At 41.8% G+C, this 24,931-nt stretch carries 23 protein-coding genes; 8 read left to right on the top strand and 15 right to left on the bottom strand.

Annotated features, from left to right (window positions below; genetic code table 11):
• Window positions 1-24: 24 nt before the first annotated feature.
• The 6 genes from rpsG to DC082_RS10735 form a co-directional block, all read right to left on the bottom strand.
• The gene (gene rpsG / locus DC082_RS05255) at window positions 25-495 is read right to left on the bottom strand and encodes a 30S ribosomal protein S7 (protein ID WP_094566713.1); all 471 of its coding nucleotides are present in this window, start codon (window positions 493-495) and stop codon (window positions 25-27) included.
• Window positions 496-548: 53 nt separating this feature from the next.
• Window positions 549-923, bottom strand: a complete 375-nt coding sequence (gene rpsL, locus DC082_RS05260) for a 30S ribosomal protein S12 (protein WP_026879366.1) — start codon at window positions 921-923, stop codon at window positions 549-551.
• A 101-nt stretch (window positions 924-1,024) separates the two neighbouring features.
• Window positions 1,025-1,822, bottom strand: a complete 798-nt coding sequence (gene fdhD / locus DC082_RS05265; RefSeq protein WP_109236030.1) for a formate dehydrogenase accessory sulfurtransferase FdhD — start codon at window positions 1,820-1,822, stop codon at window positions 1,025-1,027.
• A 497-nt stretch (window positions 1,823-2,319) separates the two neighbouring features.
• Window positions 2,320-3,438, bottom strand: coding sequence for a hypothetical protein (locus DC082_RS05270; RefSeq protein ID WP_133243687.1), 1,119 nt, complete (start codon window positions 3,436-3,438; stop codon window positions 2,320-2,322).
• Between the two features lies 1 nt (window position 3,439).
• Entirely contained in the window at window positions 3,440-4,435 is a 996-nt protein-coding gene (locus DC082_RS05275) for a hypothetical protein (protein ID WP_109236032.1), read from the bottom strand.
• Window positions 4,425-4,574 carry a hypothetical protein gene (locus DC082_RS10735; RefSeq protein WP_157957410.1) on the bottom strand — a complete coding sequence of 50 codons (150 nt, stop codon included), beginning with the start codon at window positions 4,572-4,574 and terminating at the stop codon, window positions 4,425-4,427. Before DC082_RS10735 ends, DC082_RS05275 begins: the two co-directional genes overlap by 11 nt.
• Window positions 4,575-5,069: 495 nt before the next feature.
• Between DC082_RS10735 and rplU the strand changes: the two genes are divergently transcribed.
• The 3 genes from rplU (at window position 5,070) to cgtA (ending at window position 6,893) form a co-directional block, all read left to right on the top strand.
• On the top strand, window positions 5,070-5,384 hold the full coding sequence (gene rplU / locus DC082_RS05280; RefSeq protein WP_094566709.1) for a 50S ribosomal protein L21: 315 nt from the start codon (window positions 5,070-5,072) through the stop codon (window positions 5,382-5,384).
• A gap of 25 nt (window positions 5,385-5,409) precedes the next feature.
• Window positions 5,410-5,670 carry a 50S ribosomal protein L27 gene (gene rpmA, locus DC082_RS05285; RefSeq protein WP_094566708.1) on the top strand — a complete coding sequence of 87 codons (261 nt, stop codon included), beginning with the start codon at window positions 5,410-5,412 and terminating at the stop codon, window positions 5,668-5,670.
• A 95-nt stretch (window positions 5,671-5,765) separates the two neighbouring features.
• Window positions 5,766-6,893: an Obg family GTPase CgtA gene (gene cgtA, locus DC082_RS05290; protein ID WP_109236033.1), complete on the top strand. Its 1,128-nt coding sequence runs from the start codon at window positions 5,766-5,768 to the stop codon at window positions 6,891-6,893.
• 327 nt (window positions 6,894-7,220) lie between these two features.
• Here cgtA and lpdA read toward each other — a convergent pair whose 3' ends face one another.
• The 3 genes from lpdA to aceE all read right to left on the bottom strand — a co-directional run bounded on the left by lpdA (window position 7,221) and on the right by aceE (window position 13,487).
• Window positions 7,221-8,981 carry a dihydrolipoyl dehydrogenase gene (gene lpdA, locus DC082_RS05295; RefSeq protein ID WP_109236034.1) on the bottom strand — a complete coding sequence of 587 codons (1,761 nt, stop codon included), beginning with the start codon at window positions 8,979-8,981 and terminating at the stop codon, window positions 7,221-7,223.
• Between the two features lie 9 nt (window positions 8,982-8,990).
• The gene (aceF, locus tag DC082_RS05300; RefSeq protein ID WP_109236035.1) at window positions 8,991-10,685 is read right to left on the bottom strand and encodes a dihydrolipoyllysine-residue acetyltransferase; all 1,695 of its coding nucleotides are present in this window, start codon (window positions 10,683-10,685) and stop codon (window positions 8,991-8,993) included.
• Between the two features lie 132 nt (window positions 10,686-10,817).
• Window positions 10,818-13,487 carry a pyruvate dehydrogenase (acetyl-transferring), homodimeric type gene (aceE, locus tag DC082_RS05305; protein ID WP_094566704.1) on the bottom strand — a complete coding sequence of 890 codons (2,670 nt, stop codon included), beginning with the start codon at window positions 13,485-13,487 and terminating at the stop codon, window positions 10,818-10,820.
• 792 nt (window positions 13,488-14,279) lie between these two features.
• Here aceE and DC082_RS05310 point away from each other — a divergent pair.
• From DC082_RS05310 to rpsT, 5 genes are all read left to right on the top strand, one after another.
• Window positions 14,280-15,341: a methionine ABC transporter ATP-binding protein gene (locus tag DC082_RS05310; protein ID WP_109236036.1), complete on the top strand. Its 1,062-nt coding sequence runs from the start codon at window positions 14,280-14,282 to the stop codon at window positions 15,339-15,341.
• Window positions 15,341-16,018, top strand: a complete 678-nt coding sequence (locus tag DC082_RS05315) for a methionine ABC transporter permease (RefSeq protein WP_109236037.1) — start codon at window positions 15,341-15,343, stop codon at window positions 16,016-16,018. Before DC082_RS05310 ends, DC082_RS05315 begins: the two co-directional genes overlap by 1 nt.
• A gap of 309 nt (window positions 16,019-16,327) precedes the next feature.
• Entirely contained in the window at window positions 16,328-17,221 is an 894-nt protein-coding gene (locus DC082_RS05320) for a diaminopimelate dehydrogenase (RefSeq protein WP_109236038.1), read from the top strand.
• Window positions 17,222-17,529: 308 nt separating this feature from the next.
• Window positions 17,530-18,309, top strand: a complete 780-nt coding sequence (locus DC082_RS05325) for a MetQ/NlpA family ABC transporter substrate-binding protein (protein ID WP_094566700.1) — start codon at window positions 17,530-17,532, stop codon at window positions 18,307-18,309.
• 192 nt (window positions 18,310-18,501) lie between these two features.
• Window positions 18,502-18,768: a 30S ribosomal protein S20 gene (gene rpsT / locus DC082_RS05330; RefSeq protein WP_094566699.1), complete on the top strand. Its 267-nt coding sequence runs from the start codon at window positions 18,502-18,504 to the stop codon at window positions 18,766-18,768.
• 237 nt (window positions 18,769-19,005) lie between these two features.
• On the opposite strand, the gene DC082_RS05335 is transcribed toward rpsT, so the two are convergent.
• The 6 genes from DC082_RS05335 to rpoH form a co-directional block, all read right to left on the bottom strand.
• A complete protein-coding gene (locus DC082_RS05335) occupies window positions 19,006-19,566 on the bottom strand; it encodes an L-threonylcarbamoyladenylate synthase (protein WP_109236039.1) in 561 nt (186 codons plus the stop codon).
• 1 nt (window position 19,567) lies between these two features.
• Entirely contained in the window at window positions 19,568-21,037 is a 1,470-nt protein-coding gene (locus DC082_RS05340; RefSeq protein WP_109236040.1) for an inorganic phosphate transporter, read from the bottom strand.
• Between the two features lie 36 nt (window positions 21,038-21,073).
• A complete protein-coding gene (gene gorA / locus DC082_RS05345; protein ID WP_109236041.1) occupies window positions 21,074-22,429 on the bottom strand; it encodes a glutathione-disulfide reductase in 1,356 nt (451 codons plus the stop codon).
• 199 nt (window positions 22,430-22,628) lie between these two features.
• Window positions 22,629-23,228, bottom strand: coding sequence for a BON domain-containing protein (locus DC082_RS05350; RefSeq protein ID WP_109236042.1), 600 nt, complete (start codon window positions 23,226-23,228; stop codon window positions 22,629-22,631).
• A gap of 179 nt (window positions 23,229-23,407) precedes the next feature.
• Window positions 23,408-23,977 (bottom strand): D-sedoheptulose-7-phosphate isomerase, encoded by a 570-nt coding sequence (locus DC082_RS05355; RefSeq protein WP_109236043.1) that lies wholly within the window; start codon window positions 23,975-23,977, stop codon window positions 23,408-23,410.
• Between the two features lie 70 nt (window positions 23,978-24,047).
• Window positions 24,048-24,926 carry an RNA polymerase sigma factor RpoH gene (gene rpoH, locus DC082_RS05360; RefSeq protein WP_094566693.1) on the bottom strand — a complete coding sequence of 293 codons (879 nt, stop codon included), beginning with the start codon at window positions 24,924-24,926 and terminating at the stop codon, window positions 24,048-24,050.
• Between the last annotated feature and the right edge of the window lie 5 nt (window positions 24,927-24,931).

Raw genomic sequence — 24,931 nt, forward strand, 5'->3', positions numbered from 1 at the left:
GCATGAACAAATTCTGTAATTCTTTTACCAACGGAAATGCGAGAAAGCCTTGTTCGCTTCTGCCATGCGGTGCATGTCTTCTCTCTTTCTTACTGCCGCACCACGGTTCTCGAGGGCATCTAAAATCTCTGAACCCATGCGACGCGTCATTGACTTCTCAGAACGTTTTCTTGCTGCATCAACCATCCAGCGCATCGCTAATGCATCACGTCTTGATGCACGAACTTCTACTGGCACCTGATAAGTTGCACCACCTACACGTCTTGATTTAACTTCAACTTTTGGTCGAACATTATCTAAAGCTTGCTCTAAAGCTTCAACTGGGTTCTCGTGACCTTTTTCTTTAACGATGTCTAATGCACCGTAAACAATACGCTCAGCAATTGATTTCTTACCAGAAACCATCACCATATTAATAAACTTCGCAAGCATTACATCGCCATAGATTGCATCAGGCAAAATCTCGCGTTTTGGGACTTCTCTTCTTCTTGACATGAGATACTCTCAATAAATACTAAATCCAACAGAAACTAAATTAAGCTAAGCGATTATGCTTTAGGCTTCTTAGCACCATATTTTGAACGACCTTTACGGCGTTTATCAACACCTTGTGAGTCCAGTGCACCACGAACTACGTGATAACGAACCCCTGGAAGGTCTTTAACTCTTCCACCACGAACTAAAACAACACTATGCTCTTGTAAGTTATGCCCTTCACCACCGATGTAGCTAGAGACTTCATATCCGTTAGTTAAACGAACACGACATACTTTACGCATAGCAGAGTTAGGTTTCTTAGGCGTTGCTGTATAAACCCTTGTACATACTCCACGACGTTGAGGAGAACCCTCAAGTGCAGGAACGTCAGATTTATCAGCTTTCGTTCCGCGCGGACGGCGGATCAACTGATTAACTGTTACCATTAAATCTAAATCCTTGCTAAATAACATGAGTTACAAAAATAACATAAGATCCCCTAGTTAACCTAGAGGATACGAAATAGTATAATTTATAGCTATTTCTGTCAACCTTGATAGAGATTAATTTTATCGACCCGCGTAAAAGCGGCTAACTTTAGCCCCATCCTTTTTGCAAGTTTAATTGCCATCGAGGTTGGTGCGGACATGGTTACCAACATACCAACTTGTGCAGCGACTGTCTTTTGTACCATCTCAAAACTTGCTCGGGAGGTTGTTAAAATAAACCCCTCTTTACAATCATAATCACCTTGCAAAAGAGCACCTACGAGCTTATCTAAAGCAACATGCCGACCAACATCCTCTCTAGCGAGTAAAATCTCACCACTTCGATTAACAAAAAAAGCGGCATGTGCCCCACCGGTACGCTGATTCATCACTTGCAAAGCATTAGAACCCCTTAAAGCTTTATCAACCGCCGCCTCATCAAGCTTAAAATCAAAATCGATCTTCGCCTGATCTCTCACCACTGCTGATAGTGAATCTAGACCACAAATCCCACATCCCGTTCTAGCACTCATCTGCCGCTTCCGCCCTTCCATACAACTAAAGCTAAGTGGTGTAATCTCAATTCTCACTTCAATACCACTCTCTCTTGGATCGATAGAGATCGAACGGACATCTTGTATAGAACTAATAATCCCCTCTGTCAGCGAAAATCCATACACAAAGTCGATGATATCTCTCGGCGTAGACATAACGACTACATGGGGATAGCCATTATATGTGAGAGCCACCGGCACCTCCACCAACACATCATCTTGCTCCTCTCTCCAGTGACCCTCTTGATACTTCTTTACTGTCACTGTTTCAAAAAAAGCCCGCTTATCACTCTCTTGACTCATTTCACTTCCCTATCAAATAAACCTTCACCCATCTTGAAAGACACACCTCTACATATAGTAGATTCTGCAGATATCAACCAAAACATCCAAATAACACCAATAATACAAGCTCTATTAAATACCAATGACTAATAAATAGTAATAACCGATCCGAAATGCTCCGATATATCGCATTAACAATACCTCTCAAACCTCAACCAACTCTATCCAAAAAAACATAGAGTTTATTAAGAAATAGTTATCTTATCTAAAGATAGCTGAATTATTAAGATACCAGATTCTTTTAATAATAACGTTCATCAATAACTTTAACCAATACCCCTCATTAAATAGCTCTTATCGATAGCAGAGAGTTTTTATAGATCAGCTGTAGCCCCCCCTACTTCATATATTTCTATATAGTTCCGTATAGAGATATCGATACCCCCTAAAAATAAGAACCCAAGTATATCTATCAAACAAAAATAATGTCGAGGATAAAAAGGGAGGGGCTGGAGTTAATAGAGATAGAGCAGCTTAGTCGACGCTTGCCGTTGACACCCAATCTGCCATCCAGGAATCGGCTCATATGCTTCCTGCTGAAACCCACATTCGATCGCTGATCTTCTCCAGAAATAATCTCTTCCCCAAAGCGCATCACCATTCCAATCGATAGCAAAAAGAAATTCATCCACAGCAGAACCTAAACGTTCCCGCATCTCTCCTCGCATTACAAGAGATCGATCGTCAACTCTCTCCACCTTAAAATTCCCCTTTTCTGCTACACCTCGATAACTCAAAAGCAGATCCTCTTGCAACACCTTATAAGCAAGATGATCTGTACTAACATCCAATAGATAAAGTGTTAATGATTCAGCTAAAGAATGACGATCACTAACTACTAACAAGTAGAGATTACCCTCTATAGGTTTAAATAGCGATGCCAACACCCACTCCTCATCACGAAATTGGTGCAAAAGTTTCGGCATTCCTTCCCTTTTTAGCTTCCATAAATACTTTCCACCTTGTAGCGCAAAGAGGAGATCTAAGTTTTGATTGTGACTTTCAACCATCGGGATCAGACCAAAGGCAGCAAGATCTCGCTCATCTAAGTCAATACCACTATCCCTCAAAACGTTCTTCAGAACCTGAAAGGTCAAGACTTCACCTTGATATCGAACTCTAAGAATCCATCGATCCTCCTCACGCTCAACATTTAACATTGGCTCTAAAATCGGCATCTTATTCTTAGATACAAACTGATACTGATACAACACTCGATTATAATCACTCACTCCCCCAGCGAAAGAGAGTTGATAAATCGTTCTATCACTCGCCGGATAACAATTATCACCTACTCTCTTTACAGAAAAACCTTCCCGTTGTCGTAATTCCCGCTGACTAAATAGATGACACCTCTCCGACGAAAGAGCAGTCTCACCTTCACTCCAATCGATCCGAACCCTCTCTTGCAGAAAAAGAGAAATAGTCCGCTCCCGCTCTTCGAGCGATCTATGCCACCGCTGAAGCTGGAAAATCTTTAAACTAAGCGCAACAACACCCGATGATAGATAGAGTCCGCAAAGTAGAAAAACTACCATTAAAGTGAGAAGTATAGAACCCCGTTCTCGCCTCATCCTACCAGCGCACCTCTAAAGACCTTAACCTAACCGCCTCACTATTAAAAAATGTACGACGATACCCCTCCTCCTCGACTATAACAGCTCGTTTTCGACGATGAGAAGGAACAGCGGCAACTAATTTAATATTGAGACCATTTACCCTCAAATTAAAACGCATATCAGCAATAAAAGGGATCCTCAAAAATGCCTGTCCATCCATATAATCTACTACTAACTGACTAATATCATCCCTTATCTGTAGATAGACAAGATACTCCTTATAGAGATATATCTGCACTTGAGTGGGATCAAACAGCTCTTTCACACGCTGATAATCTTCTGTCGCAACATAAAATATCCCACCATCTCGTTCCGCCTCTAGCAATAAGGCACTCTGACAATCAGTAATATAAAACTTCCCCTTTCGTAACCCAATGAGATCTGAATCATACTCTCCCACAAAATACCTTCCATCTAGTCGCAGATCACTAGGAATTAACCCATTAATATAGAGAAGCTCAGCACCATTTAATAAGCGCGAAATATTTTTAGGCGGCTTTGGAAGATAGGTTCCGCTACCGTGCCCCTTTAGCTTTAAAAGATCAACGATGGGATCACTACCTGCCTTCCGCTTTGAAATAACAACTCCCATCGCCATTCTATCTCGATACTCTCGCACCATACCATCTCCTAAAAAGAGCTCATGAAAAGGGGGCAATAATGAAGGGCAATAAGGTGCAAATTGTAATCGCCCCAACTCCTTTCGATAAAAATCCTCTACCTCCATCAGTGCATCCAATACTGAAATTTGCGCCTCAACCTGCTGTTGCACGTGAAACACCTGCTGAAAAGTTAATACAGCCATAACAAGTAACGTTCCTGCCAAAGCCAAACCAACAACAAATGAGAGTAACGTTGCTCCCTTCTCCGCAGGAAACATTCCCCCTAAACAGCCCTCATCCCCATCAATATTTCTGACAGTAGAGCTAGCACCTCGACTCCTAATAGACATCTAATTGCTCCTCTCTTAACGAAAAACTTATCACTTTCTGCTCTATCTTTACCGCAACTTTTAGCTCTTGTCGCAATAGCTGTAAAGCTCCATAAGTTAACAGTAGAAATAAGACCATCCCTACTAAAGCTTCTTGCATCTATTACCCCTTCTCTAGATTTTTATACCTACCCCACCCCCTTAAAAGACCCTCTATTTATAAAAACTTAGTTAAAAAAGAAGAAATCTCTATGATTAAAGAAGAAATTACGATATTTTAAGGCGCTATTTCCCTCTTGTTTAATGGCATCCTAAGGGCTACTACAAACTATCAAGAAGTATCAATCAGATTAAAAGCAAAATTGAAGGTAGCGAAAATGCTACAACACTTAAACTAATAAGTTGTAGTGGGAAATGGGATAGCAAGATCTTTTAAAACCCTATAAAATGTAGCAAACTCCAACTGAGAATGGGGTCAGAGGTTCTAGAGAATATGGGTATATTCTTTCTGTTAAGCTTGCACAAAGCTTGACTATTTATTAGATAAGTTTTAATATTACCCCTCTTAAACCCGACCGTTTTGTAGTCCCCTCTCAAATGGCTGGTTTGATCGAATATTTTATGTAAATTAATTTATGCGGAGCATTCAGCAATTATGTATGCAGTAATTAGAACGGGCGGTAAACAATATCGCGTCGCGGAAGGTCAAATCCTCCGTATTGAAAAAATCGAAGGTGCAGAAGAAGGTTCTAACATCGAGTTAAATGATGTTCTTCTTGTTAGTGCAGATGGTAATGTAACTGTAGGTACCCCAGTGGTTGCGGGCGCTAAAGTGACAGCAGAAGTTAGAAAGCAAGGTCGTACTCGTAAGATCGATGTCATCAAATTCCGCCGTCGTAAGCACTACCGTCATCATGCGGGTCATCGCCAGCATTTTACAGAAATCAAAATCACTGGCATCAGCGCTTAATTAACTAGATAGAGGTACTTAAACTATGGCACAGAAGAAAGGTGTAGGTTCGAGCCGTAACGGTCGTGACTCAGAAAGTAAACGTCTTGGAGTAAAGCGTTTTGGTGGTGAGCTTGTAACCGCTGGTTCAATCATTGTTCGTCAACGTGGAACACGTTTTCATGCAGGATTAAATGTCGGTGTTGGCAAAGATCACACACTATTTGCAAAAGCTGACGGTCACGTTACATTTGAAACAAAAGGTTTAGGCAAGCGTAAATATGTAAGCATCGAGCCAGTTGCTTAATTCATTTCGCTACTAAACGAAATAGTCATGAAAGCTCCACACTATCTACCGTGGAGCTTTTTTTATGTCCTCACATTATAAATTGAGGTAATTCAATGAAATTTATTGATGAAGCAAAAATTGTTGTTATCGCCGGCAATGGTGGCAATGGTTGTGTTAGCTTTCGACGCGAAAAATTTATCCCCTTCGGTGGTCCCGATGGTGGAGATGGCGGTGATGGCGGAAGCGTCTACCTTCGTGCAACTAAAGCACTGAATACACTAATGACCTATCGCTACACTCGCACCTATCGTGCAGAGCGTGGAGAAGATGGCGCTGGCGCTAACAGAACAGGAAAGGATGGGGAAGATCTCTATCTTGATGTTCCTCTAGGTACCCAGGTCTTTGATAATGTTACCAACGAATTTATCGCTGACTTAACAGAAGATGGTCAGATCGTAAAAGTTGCACAAGGTGGATATCATGGCTTAGGGAATACTCGTTACAAGACATCCACCAATAGAGCACCTAGACAATCAAAACCTGGAACTGAGGGTGATGAGAGAGAGCTACGCTTAGAGCTGAAGGTGATGGCAGATGTTGGCCTATTAGGGCTTCCTAATGCCGGAAAATCAACATTAATCCGTGCAATCTCTGGCGCTCGCCCTAAAGTTGCGGATTATCCTTTTACCACTTTAGCACCGAGCTTAGGCGTAGTTGATATTGACCCACTTCACAGTTTTGTCGTTGCTGATATTCCTGGCCTTATTGCCGGAGCTTCTGAAGGGGTTGGATTGGGAATACAGTTCCTCAAGCACCTTAGCCGTACCTCCATCCTTCTCCACCTGATTGATCTTTCGGCATCTAGCGATTCTCAAGATCCGGTTGCAGATTACTTTACAATCTTAGAAGAGTTAAAAAATTACAGTGAAGAGCTCTACCAAAAGCCTCGCTGGCTAGTCTTAAATAAGATTGATCTTATTCCCGAGGAAGATCGTGAAAATGCGATCGAAGAGTTTTTAAATGCGGTCAATTGGGATCGTCCTGCCCCACACTTTGCAATTTCAGCAATGACAAAACTACATACGCGCGAAATGTGTTATGACATCATGCATGAGATCGATAAAGAACGTGCACCTGAAGAGGAGCTCTATGATGAGGCGGCACAAAAAGCAATTAAGCGAGAAAAAGAGAAGCTTCTGACAGAAGAAGAGTATTACGCCATGATGAATGAAGAGAAATAGATCTTAATCCCGATCCAATTCGCCCTAAAACTAGGATTAGGATTAGAACGAAAGCTGAGCGGTAACTAATAGCAGAACCCAAAATCGGTAAATTTGTATAATTTCCGCCCTCTCTCTTCTCATCATCCATAAAAAAAGAGCCCCAAGATTTTATATCTCGGGGCTCTCTTTTTACTCTCTTTTCACATTCTATGCTTTTAAATAGCATCTTCAATATTATCTAAACATTACTGAAAGATCGATTATTGCAAGACCAATTAAATACCATTTAAATATCAAGAAAGCTACCACGATAATCAATATTGATTATCTATATTTCATAATGAACTATTTACGCTTTTTTATCGGTGGCAGATCGGTACATGCGCCTAAAATATTTTCAGCAGCCATTCCTACCGATTCAATCAATGTTGGATGTGGATGAATAGTATGTCCAATATCGATACTATCGGCACCCATCTCAACAGCCAAGCAGACTTCACCAATAAGATCACCGGCGTGAATCCCAACTACAGCACCCCCTAAAATAATCTTACTTTCAGGATCATAGAGAAGCTTTGTAAAGCCTTCATCACGACCATTTGCAATCGCTTTACCACTTGCCGCCCATGGGAAGACAGAGACTTCGTAAGGAATTCCTTTCGCTTTCGCCTCTGTTTCGGTTAAACCCGCCCAAGCAATCTCTGGATCAGTATAAGCAACGGAAGGTACAAATTTCGCATCAAAGAAGCGCTTCTCACCGACACAGACTTCCGCCGCAACATGGCCTTCATGAACAGCTTTATGTGCCAGCATTGGTTGACCAACAATATCACCAATCGCAAAGATATGAGAAACATTGGTGCGCATCTGTCTATCGACAGAGATAAAGCCACGCTCATCAACATTCACCCCTGCTCTCTCTGCATGAAGCGTTAAACCATTTGGCTTACGCCCTACCGCAACCAGAACCTTATCAAAGAGAAGAGGTGTCTCCGGGGCATTCTCCCCTTCAAAAGTCACCTCAATACCCTCATCTTTTGCAACAGCACCCGTAACAGCGGTCTTAAGCATCACTTTATGGAATCGATCTTTATTATATTTTTCAAAGACCTTCACTAAATCACGATCCGCCCCTGGCACTAATCCATCGGCAAATTCTGCAATAGTAATCTCACTACCAAGTGTTGAATAGACGGTCGCCATCTCTAGACCAATAATTCCACCACCAATAACGAGAAGCTTTTGAGGAATATCTTCTAACTCAAGCGCTCCCGTTGAATCGATGATGCGAGGATCTTCTGGCAAGAAAGGAAGCTTAACAGCCGAGGATCCAGCCGCAATAATCGCTTTATTAAAACGAATTTCTCGCTCTGCACCATCATTTAGCGCTACCGTTAAACAGTGGTCATTTTTGAAAGTTGCAAAGCCTTGAACAACTTCGACTTTACGCATCTTAGCCATACCTGCTAATCCACCTGTCAATTTCCCGATAACAGACTCTTTAAAACCTCTCAACTTATCGATATCAACCTCAGGCTTAGCAAATGTTACACCGATATCGGCAAATGATTTAGCCGTTTCCATAACATCAACGACATGCAAAAGCGCCTTAGATGGAATACATCCCACATTGAGACAAACGCCACCGATTGTCGGATAACGTTCTACTAAAACAACTTTAAGACCAAGATCTGCAGCTCTAAAAGCAGCTGAATACCCCCCAGGGCCGCCACCAATAACAACCAGGTCGCAATCCGCATCAATAATGGATGAGTCAACAAGAGCCGCCTTCTCTTCCTGTTCAGCACTCGTTGATGCCTCACTGTCAACAATCTTCTCTTTCACTGCTGAAGCGCTCGATAGGTCTGCATCTGCTACCTCTAAGCGTGCAAAGAGATCGCCCTCTTTCACACTATCACCAACATTGACCAATATCTCTGTGACAACACCTGCTTTTTCGGCAGGAACATCCATCGAAGCTTTATCAGATTCCAAGGTTAAGAGCGTATCATCAACCTCAACATGATCCCCAATATTGACACTAATATCGATAACATCAACGCTATCAAAATTACCAATATCGGGGAGTTTTAAATCAATAATCATATCTCTCTCCTAGATCACCATACGACGCATATCAGTTAAAAGCTCATTGAGATAGACGATAAAACGCGCGCCCAAAGCCCCATCAATCACACGATGATCGTATGAAAGTGATAGAGGAATCATTAAACGAGGTTCAAATTCTTTTCCATTCCAGACAGGTTTTACCTGATTCTTCGCAACACCTAAAATCGCAACTTCTGGCGCATTGATAATAGGAATAAAGTTTGTTCCACCAATTCCACCTAAAGAGGAGATAGTAAAGCAACCACCGGTCATCTGATCTCCGCGCAATTTCCCTTCTCTCGCTAAGCCTGCAAGCTCACGCATCTCAGTAGCAATTTCTAATACCCCTTTCTTATCACAATCCCGAATAACAGGAACAACAAGCCCATTAGGTGTATCAGCTGCAAAACCGATATGGTAATATTTTTTAAGAATGAGTTTATCCCCTTCTAATGAGCTATTGAACTCAGGGAATTTCTGTAACGCTTTTACCACAGCCTTAAAGAGGAATGCCAAGATAGTGACACGAACACCTTCACGCTCATACTCTTTATTAAGCTGCTTACGCAGAGCCTCTAGTTCAGTAATATCTGCCTCATCAAACTGAGCAACATGAGGAATCATCGCCCAATTACGTGCAAGATTTGCCCCAGAAATTTTCTGAATACGAGAAAGCTCTCTCTCTTCCACCTCTCCAAATTTAGAAAAATCGACTTTAGGCCATGGAAGAAGATCTAAACCACCACCGTTGACGGTAGACGCCTTAGCCCCTGATGTTGCCACACTTCCAGAGAGTACTCCCTTAACGTATTGCAACACATCTTCACGCAAAATACGATTATTACGCCCTGACCCTTTAACCTGATTAAGATCCGCACCTAATTCACGAGCAAATGCACGCACAGAAGGGGTTGCATGCGCACCACTAAAATCGAGCTCTGCAGCATTTTGTACCGGTGCAATAGGAAGTTGATCCCCTTTATGGGGAGCTTTTAAACTCTCAGATGATGATTTAACAACATCTTGCTGCACCTCTTTTGCCGGCGCATCTACTTGTGCTGGTGCAGAAGTTTGCGCTGCATCTGTTGCCGCTCCGCCTGTCTGAATCTTAACGACAAGATCACCCTCTTTAACTTTATCGCCCACGGACAATGCAATCTCAGTAATGACCCCCTCTTTATCAGCGGGTACATCCATTGATGCTTTATCTGACTCTAATGTGACGAGAGTCTCATCAAGCTTAACATGATCCCCTACTTTAACAGCGATATCGATCACATCTAACTCATCAGAATTACCAACTGCCGGAATCGTAATTTCCGCAATCTCGCCTGTTGCTGATGAATTCTCCGCAACCTTTGTCACTGCCTCTGTTTCGGAAACTTTCGATGCTGATGGTGCTGCTTCAACTGCTTTCTCTGATGATTGTACTTCATTAGTAGTAGAGCCTTTTTGAGCTTGGTCCACTGCTTCAACACGCGCAATCACATCCCCTGTTTGAACTTGATCTCCCACTGCAACCAAAATCTCTGTAACTTTTCCTGCCGCTTCAGCAGGCACATCCATCGATGCTTTATCTGATTCCAATGTTACGAGCGTATCATCAACCGCAACAATATCGCCCACCTTAACATTAATCTCAATGACATCGACGGCATCAGAATTCCCAATATCTGGAACTCTTAAATCAATATTCGCCATAATTCTTATCCTTCTATATCTGTCAATAACCCATTTAATAATCTATTCAATTATCTATCTAACAACTCATCTCGTGAGTTTTACACCCTAGAATAAGGAAGCGCCACTCCTAATAGAGGGGCGCTTAAAACCTTATACCCAAAGTGGATTTGGTTTATTAACATCAATGTTATATTTCTTAATTGCTTCTGTTACGACTGATCGTGCAATCGTTCCTGCATCTGCAAGCTCTTTGAGCGCCGCAATAGTAATGTAGTAGCGATCAACCTCAAAGAACTTACGTAATTGCGCTCTTGTATCTGAACGACCAAAACCATCCGTACCTAAAACACGGTAAGGTGCTTTAACCGCAGGTCTAATCTGCTCTGCATACATACGGACATAGTCAGTAGAGACAATGACAGGGGCATCAGAATGATTTAACATTTTGCCCACAAATGATTCCGGCGCCTCTTTTTCAGGATGGAAGAGAGCTTGACGTTCACACTCATGGAAATCACGCGCAAGCTCAGTGAAGCTTGGGCAGCTATAGAGATCACTCTCCACACCCCAATCCTCTTTAAGAAGCGTTGCCGCTTGCATCACCTCTTGCAAGATTGTACCTGCACCTAAAAGACGAACTTTTGGTGCATCACTCTTCTCTCCTGCTTTTAAGAGATACATACCACGAAGAATATCCTCTTCAACACCTTCAGGAATTGCAGGATGCGCATAATTTTCATTCATGATCGTAATGTAGTAGAAGACATCTTCCTGCTCTTCCACCATACGGCGCAAACCATCTTGAACGATAACCGCTAACTCAAACTGAAGCGCAGGATCATAAGAGATACAGTTTGGAATCAAGCTCGCCAAAATATGGCTATGACCATCTTCATGCTGAAGCCCTTCACCATTGAGTGTCGTACGGCCCGCCGTTCCTCCCATCAGGAAGCCACGTGTCCGCTGATCTGCCGCAGCCCAAATGAGGTCAAAAGTACGCTGCATTTGGAACATAGAGTAACAGACGAAGAAAGGAATCATCTCAACATTAGAGTTTGAGTATGAGGTACCAGCGGCAATCCATGAGCTCACACCCCCTGCCTCATTAATCCCTTCTTGTAGAATCTGCCCATCTTTCGTCTCTTTATAGAACATCAATTGACCGGCATCTTGTGGCGTATATTGCTGCCCTGCTTGCGACCAGATTCCCAATTGGCGGAACATCCCTTCCATACCGAAGGTACGCGACTCATCCACTAAAATAGGAACAACGCGCTTACCGATCACTTTATCTTTCACAATCGTATTGAGAATACGAACAAAACTCATCGTTGTTGAGATTTCACGACCTTCTGCAGTTGCTTCTAATTGCGCCTTAAATGCATCGAGCTTCGGAACGGTTAATTTCTCTTTTGCTTGAACGCGGCGAGAAGGAACATATCCTCCTAATGCACGGCGGCGCTCATGAAGATACTCAAGCTCTGGACTTCCTTCAGGAGGACGAATAAAGTTGAGCGCTTCAAGATCTTCATCTGAGATAGGCACCTCAAAGCGGTCACGGAATCGGCGAAGGGATTCAAGGCTAATCGATTTTTGCTGATGCGCAACGTTTTGAGCCTCCCCATCTTGGCCCATACCATAACCTTTGATGGTTTTGACTAAGATAACTGTTGGTTTTCCTTCTGTCTTCACTGCCGCATCATATGCTGCATAGACTTTGTTCTCATCATGACCACCACGATTGAGGCGCCAAACGTCATTATCCGACATATGTGCAACCATCGCCTTAAGCTCTGGACTATTGAAGAAATGCTCACGAACATAAGCACCATCGCGAGATTTATAAGTTTGGTAATCTCCATCAACGCACTCCATCATTCGTTTACGCAAAATACCATCATGATCTTGTGCTAAAAGAGAATCCCAACCATTCCCCCAAATAAGCTTAATCACATTCCAATTATTACCGCGGAAACCTGACTCTAGCTCCTGAATAATCTTACCGTTACCACGAACAGGTCCATCAAGACGCTGTAAATTACAGTTAATAACGAAGATAAGGTTATCGAGTTTTTCACGACCAGCAAGAGAGATTGCGCCCAATGATTCTGGTTCATCCATCTCACCATCTCCACAGAAGCACCAGACTTTACGTCCCTCTGTATTCGCAAGCCCACGTGAATGAAGGTACTTTAAGAAGCGCGCTTGATAGATCGCTTGAATAGGACCTAATCCCATCGAAACTGTTGGGAATTGCCAAAAATCTTTCATCAACCAGGGGTGTGGATAAGAGGAGAGCCCTTTATTGTCCACTTCACGGCGGAAATTATCCATCTGCTCTTCTGTAATACGTCCTTCAATAAAAGCACGTGCATAGATCCCAGGACTCGAGTGTCCTTGGAAGAAGATGAGATCGCCATCTTGTGTATCGGTATTCCCTTTCCAGAAGTGGTTAAAACCAACTTCCCACATCGTTGCTAATGAAGCGTAGCTCGCAATATGTCCGCCGAGACTAGAGTCAATCGCATTTGATCGAACGATCATCGCCATCGCATTCCAGCGAATGTAGGAACGGATGGTATGTTCTAACTCTGAGTTTCCTGGATAACGGGGCTGCTTATCCGCAGGGATTGTATTGATATACTCGGTTGTACCTGTAAACGGGATCTTCACACCATCACGATGTGCCCGTTCAATCACCTTCTCAATAAGAAAGTGTGCACGCTCTTCCCCTTCTGTTTCAAGGACACTCTCGATTGAATCAACCCAGTCTTTGGTCTCTAATGGGTCAATATCACTCAACAACTTTTGGTCTACCATAAAAATAATCCTCTTTTTTTGATAAGCCCCCTGCAATGCAGTCCTGCTTATTTTGTGAAAATAGCGATAAGATAGCCTCATCAGGCATGAAGAGTGCTACCAACTACCTCTACTTACTTTTTAAAGCCCCACCCCTCAAACACTCCATTTCATCACTCTTGCTACCATATTTGTTGAGAAAATAAGGGAGGAAATAGGGCCCTACACAATTGAATAGAACCTTCAAAAGAGAGAACCTACGAGAGATCAATCTTTTGAGGCTAATAAAATAATACTTTAACCAACAGTATAGCGGATATTTAGTGAAATTTACGCATATTTTTCTCCCCAACAATCCACCAAAAGAACATTTGGGCTATAGGTAGACCTTTATTTCTGTTGCTCGATCTCCTTCCACAATCACCTAACGGATCGCTTCGCTCTGTGCTAACTTTTTCATTTTAAAGTGATCTCTCCATTTTCAATCTCTACCCCAAAGCATTTGATAGATCATGCGGATAGATCATGTGAAGGTCATTCGAAAATAATAGAGCGCTCTCCCCTTCGAGATAGAGCACCATAAAGGGAAAGCCTATCAGTAGGAATATCCACCAAATCTCACAAGAAGAGATCAAAACATCTTAAAAAATCATCGAGCAATTACTAAAAAAATATCCCAACATTATCGAAGAATAAAGGTGAAAACAGCTCCCGCTTGCGCCTTCTTTTTGATACTCTAATAGGAATTTATAGAGCGATTGAGCTCCAATATCCCTATTACAATAGAAATTGAAATATAAGTCGTAAAAATCAATGATAAAAATCGAAAATCTCATCAAATCCTATACCACAAAAGAGGGGCCAAAAATCGCCCTCAACAATATCAATCTCACGATTGAAGAAGGTTCTATTTACGGCATCATCGGTCACTCTGGAGCCGGGAAAAGCACATTAATTCGCTGTATCAATCTATTAGAAAAGCCCGATAGTGGTTCAGTTATGATTGATAATATCGATCTTACAAAACTCTCTAATCGAGAGCTGATGCTTGCGAGAAGAAAGATCGGCATGATCTTTCAACATTTTAATCTTCTCTCAAGTCAGACTGTCTATAACAATATCGCTTTTCCACTTCGCCTAGAGGGTATGAGTGAGGCGAATATTGAAAAGCGCGTATCGGAGTTACTCACTTTAGTAGGAATTGAAGAGCATCGAGATAAATATCCCGCTCAACTCTCTGGGGGACAAAAACAGCGGGTCGGTATCGCTAGAGCTATCGCCAATAAACCTAAAGTGCTACTCTGTGACGAAGCAACATCGGCACTTGACCCCCAAACAACACAATCAATTTTAGAACTATTAGTCGATATCAATCGTGAGTTAGGCTTAACAATTGTGATAATCACCCATGAGATGGAGGTCATTCGCTCAATCTGCCATAAAGTCGCCGTTATTCACGATAGTCAGATAGTTGAATCGGGCGATGTTGAGAAGGTCTTTTTACATCCACAATCGATTGTTACCCAAGATTTTATTATTGATAAAACCGAGCAGAATGAGCTTAAAAAATATATCAGCCGTTATCCACAGCAACAAGATTCCCTCTATCAGCTCACCTACCTTGGCACTGAAGCATTTGAGCCTCATCTGAGTCGGATTATCAAGCGTAGCAATATCGATCTCTCTATTCTATCTGGATCAATCAGTTATATTCGAGATATCCCCTATGGGCAATTAACCGTTGTTTTAAGTGGATCACCGGCAGAAAGAAGCGCGGCGATCACTCTCTTTAATAGTGAAGGAATTACAACAAAGCCGCTCTTTCACAAACCATCTATCAATCTAACAAGTCATAACGAGGAGCAGATTCAGTAATGACGGAATTTATCAATGCACTTAACAATACCCAATATTGGAATATCATTTGGGATAACACCTTAGTCACATTGATCATGTTAGGTTTTACATGGTTTTTTACAATATTAATTGGGTTGCCATGGGGGGTTGCACTCTATCTCACCTCCCCAACACAACTTCTCTCAGCACCAAAGTTTTATCGTTTCTTCTCCTTTCTCACCAATACATTAAGATCGATCCCCTTTCTGATCTTAATCGTAGTATTGCTACCATTAACCTTCAAATTGATGGGAACAAAGATGGGGATAAAGGGGGCTATCTTTCCTCTTGTGATCGGTTCTGCCCCTTTCTTTGCTCGACTGGCAGAAACCTCCTTTAGAGAGGTAGATCGCGGAGTGATTGAAGCAGCTCAAAGTATGGGAACACCACTTCGAACTATTATTATGAAAGTACTGCTCCCCGAAGCGAGACCTAGCCTCATTGCCGGCATTACCATTACCGGAATCTTAATACTCTCTTATACCGCTATGGCAGGAACCGTAGGTGCCGGAGGACTAGGAGATATCGCTGTTCGTTACGGCTTCCACCGCAATATGTCGGAATTGATGTATCTCATTGTGATTGTGCTGGTCATTATCGTACAGATTATGCAATGGATTGGGGATTGGCTCGTACGTCACTATACTCGCAAATAGAGGAGCGTTACAGCGCCTCAGGAAAACTGTAAAAGTATCGAGAGAACTATCGATTAAAATATCGATATAATAATATCGATATAAAGTATTGATTCGAATACTAATTAGAATATTGACGAAATTATTGACAAAAACATTGCAACTTATAGAGCAATCGAAGTAAAAATATCACTGTAGTAGATTTTGTAATGAGATAGAAAGAGACCCTCTCTCTTATGATTTTCTTATCATATTCTCTTATCACAGAATATCTTTATCCGATCTCTAGGCAATATCAATTACTGATCACTCAACTAACTAGGAGACTATATGACACGCAAAATAAATGCAGCTATCGTTGGCTTTGGCAATATCGGCCGTTATGTCCTTAATGCGCTAGAGGCAGCACCAGACTTCTCTATTGCCGGTATTGTTCGCCGAGAGAAACGGGAAATTCCCGGTGTGAACTACCCTATTGTCACCGATATCGACCAACTTGAAGCTGTCGATGTTGCCATTCTCTGTGTGCCTAGCCGCCAAACCCAAGCTTATGCTGCAGAGTATCTTAAAAAAGGGATTCACACTGTCGATAGTTTCGATATTCATAGCGATATTGCCGCTGTACGCAATGAACTTGATAAGATTGCAAAAGCTCACAATCGTAGCGCAATTATCTCTGCAGGATGGGATCCTGGTTCAGATTCGGTGATTCGCGCTCTTCTTCTTGCCGCAGCACCTAAAGGTGTCACTTACACCAACTTTGGGCCCGGGATGAGCATGGGCCACTCTACCGCTGTCAAAGCAATTCCTGGCGTGAAAGACGCTCTCTCAGTCACAATTCCAATCGGAACGGGACAGCATCGCCGTATGGTCTATATTGAAGTAGAAGAGGGGCATGATTTCAATCATGTCAAATCAACAATTCTCAATGATGATTATTTTAAACATGATGATACGGTTATCACTCAAGTCGATGATATCGATCAACTGAAAGATGCTGGACATGGCGTTAAAATTACTCGTAAAGGCGTTTCAGGTACAACTGATAATCAGATCTTTGAGTTTGATATGCGCATCAATAATCCTGCACTCACAGCACAGATCTTGGTCTCATCTGCCCGTGCGGCAACCAGGCAGCAACCCGGTGCGTATACAATGATTGAAATTCCTATGATCGATCTTCTTCCCGGCGACCGAGATGAACTTATCGCCGCACTAGTATAGAGATAGATGAAAACATAATCGAACATAATAAGAGTATAGTAAGCGTAAATAGAGCGGTATCGAAATCAGGTACCGCTCTCTTTTTATCGCAATGAAAACCGCTTCAATATCCTGTTTAAACATTCTCCTTAAATTTACTATTTCAAACTACTGTTTAAATTTACTATTGATTGACAATAACATCACGAGAGACTCTCCATAAAAATACCATTAAAATTCCACTGAAAGGGTTGATTTCAATCTTAAAGATCGATATACCTATTAAGTCGGGGCTCGATTCCCCATTTTTGATAAAAGGAAAATTCATTATGCGTAAATTAGCACTTGTCACAGCACTCTCATTAACACCATTTATTGGCTTTTCAGCAGAAAAACTTAAGGTTGTAGCAACACCTGTTCCCCATGCGGAGATTTTAGAGTTTATTGAGCCACAATTAGCGAAGAAAGAGATCGATCTCGACATCGTTGTTGTCACCGATTATGTCCTTCCTAACTTAATGGTCGATGAGAAAGAAGCGGATGCAAACTTCTTCCAACACTTTCCCTATTTAGAAGAGTTCAATAAAAATCACCAACTCAATATCATTGCGTTAGATCCAGCGATCCATGTTGAGCCTATTGCTGCCTACTCACAGAAGATTAAAGAGAAAGGTGACCTAAAAGAGGGAGCGAAGGTGAGCATTCCAAATGATCCTGCAAATGGTGGACGAGCGTTACTTCTACTCCATAATGAAGGGATCATTACCCTCACGAATCCTGACAATATTCTTTCAACGGTCTTCGATATCAAAGAGAATCCTCACAAACTTCAATTTGTAGAACTTGAAGCCCCCATGCTAGCAAGAACCCTCGATGAGGTAGATCTTGCACTCATTAATACTAACTTTGCATTAGAAGCAGGTTTAAATCCGATTAAAGATTCCCTCTTTATTGAAGGCGCTGAATCTCCTTATGCCAATATCATTGCAATTTTACCTGAAAATAGCGATGATCCTCGCATTAAAGCATTAATTGAGGTTATCACCACCGATGAAGTTCGTGACTTTATCAATGAGAAGTACCAAGGAAGTATTGTTCCAGCATTCTAATCTCTCTTCCAATCGCCGATTGAATAACAAGCGGTGAGGCTAACCACAGGGATAATGCTGAAACTTTCGCGACATTTGATTGACAAAAGAGAGAAAAAAGTTAATCATATGTGATTATTACAAATTTGATTGCGTCGATATTCGGCGCAATAATATGTTATAAATTCTAAATTTTTAAAGTGGAGTAAAACCTTGGCAAATACAGCACAAGCAAGAAAACGCGTTCGTCAAGCTGAAAAGCACAACGCAGCTAACGCATCATACCGTTCAATGACTAGAACTTACGTGAAAAAAACGATCAATGCTATCAAAGCAAATAACCGCGAAGAAGCAGTTAAAGCTTTTGGTAAAGCGCAAAGCGCACTTGATCGCTCTGTAAAACGTGGTCTTATTCATAAGAACAAAGTATCACGTCTTCTTAGCCGTCTTAACGCACAAATCAAAGCGCTTGCGGCTTAATCTTAAGAGTTAAATTTAAGATTATAAATAGAGGCCTAAAGAGGTTTAAAGCAATTAAAGCTATTGCATTAATCACCTCCCTCTTCTTAGATTAAAACCCAATAAGATTCAATAAGACTAAAAAGATCAATAAAAAACCTGCATTTCAATGCAGGTTTTTTGTTTCTTCTCTATCGATGCCTCAATGACAGCGTTAATTAAAATATTAAATGTTAAATATTAATTAAGAATTAAGAATTAAGATCGAATAATCTCTCCACTTTTAAGATGCACAATTCGTGTTGGAGAGGAGAGCGAACCCACCTTACCCTCCATTACTCCGGCAATCTGATCTCCAAAGAGCTGATAGATCGCTTCTGCACTCTCTAAGGGTGCTTCCTTATGGAGATTCGCACTCGTTGAAACAACTCCGACCGGCATCTTTTCACATAGCGCAAGTGCATCAGGATGATTCGTCACTCGAATCGCTAATGTTGGGAACTCACCGCGCAGATAGTGGGGGCAACTCTCTTTTGCTGGCACTATCCAGGTATAGCGATATCCTCCTCTTAACTCTTCTAAAAGACGCTGCGCTTCTCCATCATTTAACGGCTCAATCAAAGGAGAGAGATGGGCTAATGAAGCACCCATCACAATAAACCCTTTAGAGACTGAACGCTCTTTCATTTGCAATAATTTTTCTACCGCTACTCTATTCATTGCATCTGCAGCAAAGCCATATACCCCCTCGGTAGGATAGGCAATCACTTCACCACGCAGCAGTGCATCAGCAGCTTCTTGATATGATAATAATTTCATTTTAGCTCACAAATAACCATGTTCCGAGGAAATAGAGTCCAAACGCTAATCCTGTTGAAACAGGCAACGTTAAGATCCAAGCTAAAAGAATATTTTTAACGGTCGATTTCTGCAAGCCCGATTTATTAGCAATCATGGTTCCGGCAACAGAGCTCGATAATATATGGGTTGTTGACACAGGAAAGCCAAAATGACTAGCTGACGCAATCGCAATACCCGAGACAATCTGCGCACTCATCCCCTGTGCGTAGGTCATATCTTTCTTACCAATTTTGCCCCCCACAGTATCGACTACGCGCTTCCAGCCGATCATCGTCCCCATACCAAGTGCAACGGCAACTGCTACAATCACCCAGAAAGGTGCGTATTCTGTCGTCTTAGTTAAATCTTTTCCAATCGCTTTATAAGATTTTCGATAAGCTTCTGGCAATTGATCTTGAGACTCTAACGTCTTTGCAATACTCGCAAGACACATAACCTCATTGCGTACCGCCCAACGTTCATCTGTTGTTAAACGATCATAGGTATCAATACCATTAAGCAGTGAAATCAATTTTTCAGAATGTTGCTTCATCTCACTATATTCACAGCTAAAGAGGCCATCACTTAATGCATGGTCACTCTTAGGATAGAGTCTATCTAACACCTCTTGATTGGCATCATAGTAACTGACCATCTGTTGAGCTGCGACACGTGTCTGCTCAATCTCAAATACACTCGAATTAAGATTAAGTACAAATTGTGCCGGCACAACACTAAAGAGTACCAACATCACAAGACCAATCCCTTTCTGACCATCATTCTGACCATGAGCATAACTCATTCCCATCGCTGAGGTGACTAACCAGAAGCGAGGCCAAAAAGGCGGTTTCTTCTTCTTATCTAACACATGGCGTTGATAAGGTGTTTTATGAATATAACTTTTAGGTAGAAAACGTAAGAGTAGTAACAGAAGTAGACCCGCTAGCCCTGCCCCAATAAAAGGGGAGAAGAGGAGCGATTCAAAGACTCCAACAGCTTTATCCCAGTTAACACCATCGACTAGTGAGTGATCTGTTAAAAGCGCATTGGCTAATCCTACCCCTAAAATAGAGCCAATGAGAGTATGTGAGCTTGATGCAGGGATTCCAAAATACCAAGTCCCTAGGTTCCAGATGAGCGCCGCAACTAAAAGGGAGACGACCATCACCAACCCTTTCGTTGAATTGGCATTTGCTAAGAGATCCATCGGTAGAAGGTTAACAATAGCGTAAGCAACCCCTAAACCTCCTAACAGAACCCCTAAAAAGTTAAATATCCCGGATAAAAAGACCGCTAAGCGGGGTTTAAGTGACTTAGTATAGATCACTGTCGCCACGGCATTGGCCGTATCATGAAACCCATTTACAAACTCAAAAGCTAAAACTAATCCTACAGAGAGGACGAGCGTTAATAGCACAATAATATCGATACTCTGAAAAAATTCTAACATTCTGTTTCTACTCTTATTTAGACTGAATATAAGCTGTTAACGCATCGTCACCAATTCTTCGGCAGCTGTTGGATGAAGTGCAACGGTATCATCGAAATCTCGCTTATGCGCACCCATCTTCACTGCAACAGCGAAGCCTTGCAACATCTCATCGACAGTTGGCCCGATGAGGTGAATTCCTACGATCTTCTCATCCTCTCCAACAGTGACCATCTTCATCGCAGTCTTCACAGGTTTTGTACTAAAGTTGGAGTACATAGAGGTAAAAGAGGCGGTATAACATTTTACAGCATCTTCACCATACTCAGCTGCGGCCTCTTTCTCTGTTAAACCCGTTGTACCGATTGGTGGGTGGGAGAAGACGATACTCGGAATATCTTTATACTCAAGATGGCGGCCTTCCATCCCATTATGCAACCTATCAGCAAGACGACGTCCTGCGGCAATCGCAACCGGGGTTAATTGGAACTTCCCACCAATAATATCCCCTAACACATAGATCCCCGGCACTTCACTCTCTTGATACTTATTAACACTGATCGTGCCATCTGCATTAACCTTAAGATCTGTATTTTCAAGCCCAATATTATGAGTGTTGTAACCACGACCAATTGCCCAAACAAGAAGATCTGTCTCGATCGATTCCTTCTCTGTAACAACCACTAAAGATCCATCTGCTCTCTTTTCAACACGTTGTACATTGGAGTGTGTATGGAGCGTTAAATTCTCATCACCCTCTAAAACCTCTTTAAGATGCTCTGTAACATAGCTATCAAAATGGCGTAAAACCATCTCACCACGACAGAGGAGATCCACCTTACTACCTAACGCAGAAAGAAGCTGCGCTAATTCCACCGCAATATAGCCGGCACCTACAACAACAACACGCTTAGGTGCCTCTTCAAGATCAAAGAACTGATCTGAAGTAATCCCATACTCTGCCCCTTCTGTTTCAGGTACTAATGGATAACCACCTGTTGAGATTACAATTTTATCTGCCGTAAAATGTTCACCATTCACTTCGACTGTCTTGTTATCAACAAATTTAGCCGCGCCATGAATAACATCAACACCAGCATCTGGCATATAACTGTTGTTATACCAAGTTACAATATTCTTAATATATTGATCACGCTTCTCTTTTAGATGGCTCCAAGAAAACTGTGGCTCACCAAATGTAAAACCATAACCTTTAGCATCATCAAACATATGTGCAATATTCGCTGCATTCCACATCACTTTTTTAGGAACACATCCTACATTCACACAAGTTCCACCTAATTTATCTTTTTCAATTAAGAGACATTTAACTCCGTAACTTGCGGCTCTTTCTGCATAGGAGAGTCCACCGGAGCCACCACCAATTACAATTGCATCATATCTTTTAGTCATCTTTACTATTCCTTTTCATCTCGAAATATCTATTTCAAATATCTATTCTAAATAGCTACTTCAAACATCTAATTGAAACTCATACTTAAAATATGGTTTAAAAACTTATTAAAAGTATCAATTCTGAAACTATCTCATAGCCAGGCAGTTAACTTTAAAAATAGCCCGCCTAGCACAACTATCTTAATATATAAAATTCTTAATTGATATTGTGGAACTGTCGATTCACGATATCGAAGAAAGGAACAACCTCTTCAACGCCGGCAACATGACGAGTAATCTCGATCGCTTCACGTGCTTCTGCCTCATTCACAATCCCCATTAGATAGACCTTTCGTCTTGAGGTCATCACCTTCACATTTCCGGCATTAAAGCCTTTCAGCTTAATATCTGTTGCCAGTGCAGTCTTCACTTTAGCAGTCAACATAGAGTCTGCTGCAATACTTGCAAGAGATGCTTCCGGCGCCACAATCAACTCATTATGAACGCTCTTAACATGTTCAGTTTTACGTACCGCTTCTTCCACCTCTAAACCTAATTGATGGTTAGGGACCTCTCCTAAAATAAGGACAGTGCCGTTATAACTGAGGATACTAATATGCGCAAGACCTCGTTCAGGAAGTTGACTGATCATATTTTGCACCTTCACTGTGATCGCATTATCTTCTACGATCTGCCCTGCGGTTCGGCGATCATTAACACCTGCAGCTGTCGCGCCCACACCGCCGACGATAAATGCCGGAACACATGCTGAAAGCAACATTACAAAACTACTCAATAATAGGAATCGTCTTAACATCCGCTTCTCTCCTATGACTTATGCCATCTTTAATCAATTAAATTTTTAATTTTCAGCTGTAACTCTTCACCCTATCCTCTTGATATTAGCTTCCTGAAGATTGACTCGATTGAAAAATTACACCTTTAAACCATACTTTAAACTATTACTCCCATCCTCTTAACCGTTTGGAGGAATGCTTAGCGATAAGCGGCATCGATCATTCCACACCAGATATGAATTACAAGGATATGAACCTCTTGTACTCGTGCAGTTCTTGGGCTCGGTGCTTTAACAAGATGAAGATTGGGGCTCTCTATCATTGCCATCTCTCCCCCTTTCTCCCCTGTCAATCCCAATACAATCATCCCTTTCTTAAGTGCTTCCTCTACGGCACGATTAATACTCTTTGAATTACCACTCGTGCTAATCGCAATCAAAATATCGCCAGCCTGTCCGAGCGCCATCACCTGCTTAGCAAAGACCTCATCATAACTATAGTCATTGGCAATGGAGGTTAAATTTGAACTATCGGTAGTTAATGCAATTGCCGGCAAAGGAGCACGCTCAATTTCAAAGCGATTAATTAACTCTGCCGCAAAGTGTTGTGCATCGGCTGCTGAGCCACCATTACCACAAATTAGAACCTTTTTACCGGCTTTGAGCGCATCAAGCATCAATTCACCCGTCGATTCGATCATCTCCGGCATTGTCTCTAACGCTAACTCTTTGACCTGAATACTCTCTTTAATCTCTCTAATTGCTCTCATTTTATATCACTCCATAATAGAAAAGACCCAGATCAATAATCTGAGTCCTTTACGAACATTGAGCACGTTATCATACCGTCAACAGGTCTTTGATTTTACTCATCGCCTGATTCTCAATCTGTCTAATACGCTCTGCTGATACTGAATATTTATCAGCAAGCTCAGTTAAAGTAGGTCGCTCCTCATCCTCATCTCTCATCCAGCGTTGAAGAATAATATCTTTACTACGCGGATCGAGAGATTCAATCGCATTATTGAGCTTCTCATTATTGTGCGTCTGATAATCCTCTTTCTCAACAGCCTGTGAAGGATCTAATGCATTTGAAGAGAGCCAATCTGAGGGACTAAAATCACCATCATCAACACTACTTCCTACCGGAAGATCAAATGCTAAATCATTCGAGAAGAGTCGCATCTCCATCCGTTTAACTTCAGCCTTACTAACATTGAGTTCTTTAGCGATATCAGCGGCCTCATCATCTGTTAGCCATTCAAGAGACTCTTTTGAAGAGCGGAGATTAAAGAAGAGTTTTCGCTGCGCCTTTGTTGTTGCAACTTTCACAATTCGCCAATTACGAATAACAAACTCATGAATCTCAGATTTAATCCAGTAGACGGCAAAAGAGATAAGACGCACATTGTAGGAAGGATCAAACCGTTTAACCGCTTTCATCAATCCCACATTTCCCTCTTGGATCAGATCCACCAAAGGAAGGCCATAGCCGGTATAATTTTTCGCAATATGAACCACAAATTTTAGATGGGATAGAACAAGTGTCTGTGCCGCATTAAGATCACCATGTTCTATTAATCGATAAGCAAGCGCTTGCTCCTCCTCGGCAGTTAAAGTGGGGATGTCGCCAATCGCACTGATATAGGCATCGAGCCCATCGGCGACAGACGGAAAAGTATTAGCACGAAGTACTAACTGTTTATCATCACTTGGCATTAATA

This window comes from Ignatzschineria indica (assembly GCF_003121925.1).
In the GTDB taxonomy this organism is placed as follows: domain Bacteria; phylum Pseudomonadota; class Gammaproteobacteria; order Cardiobacteriales; family Wohlfahrtiimonadaceae; genus Ignatzschineria; species Ignatzschineria indica.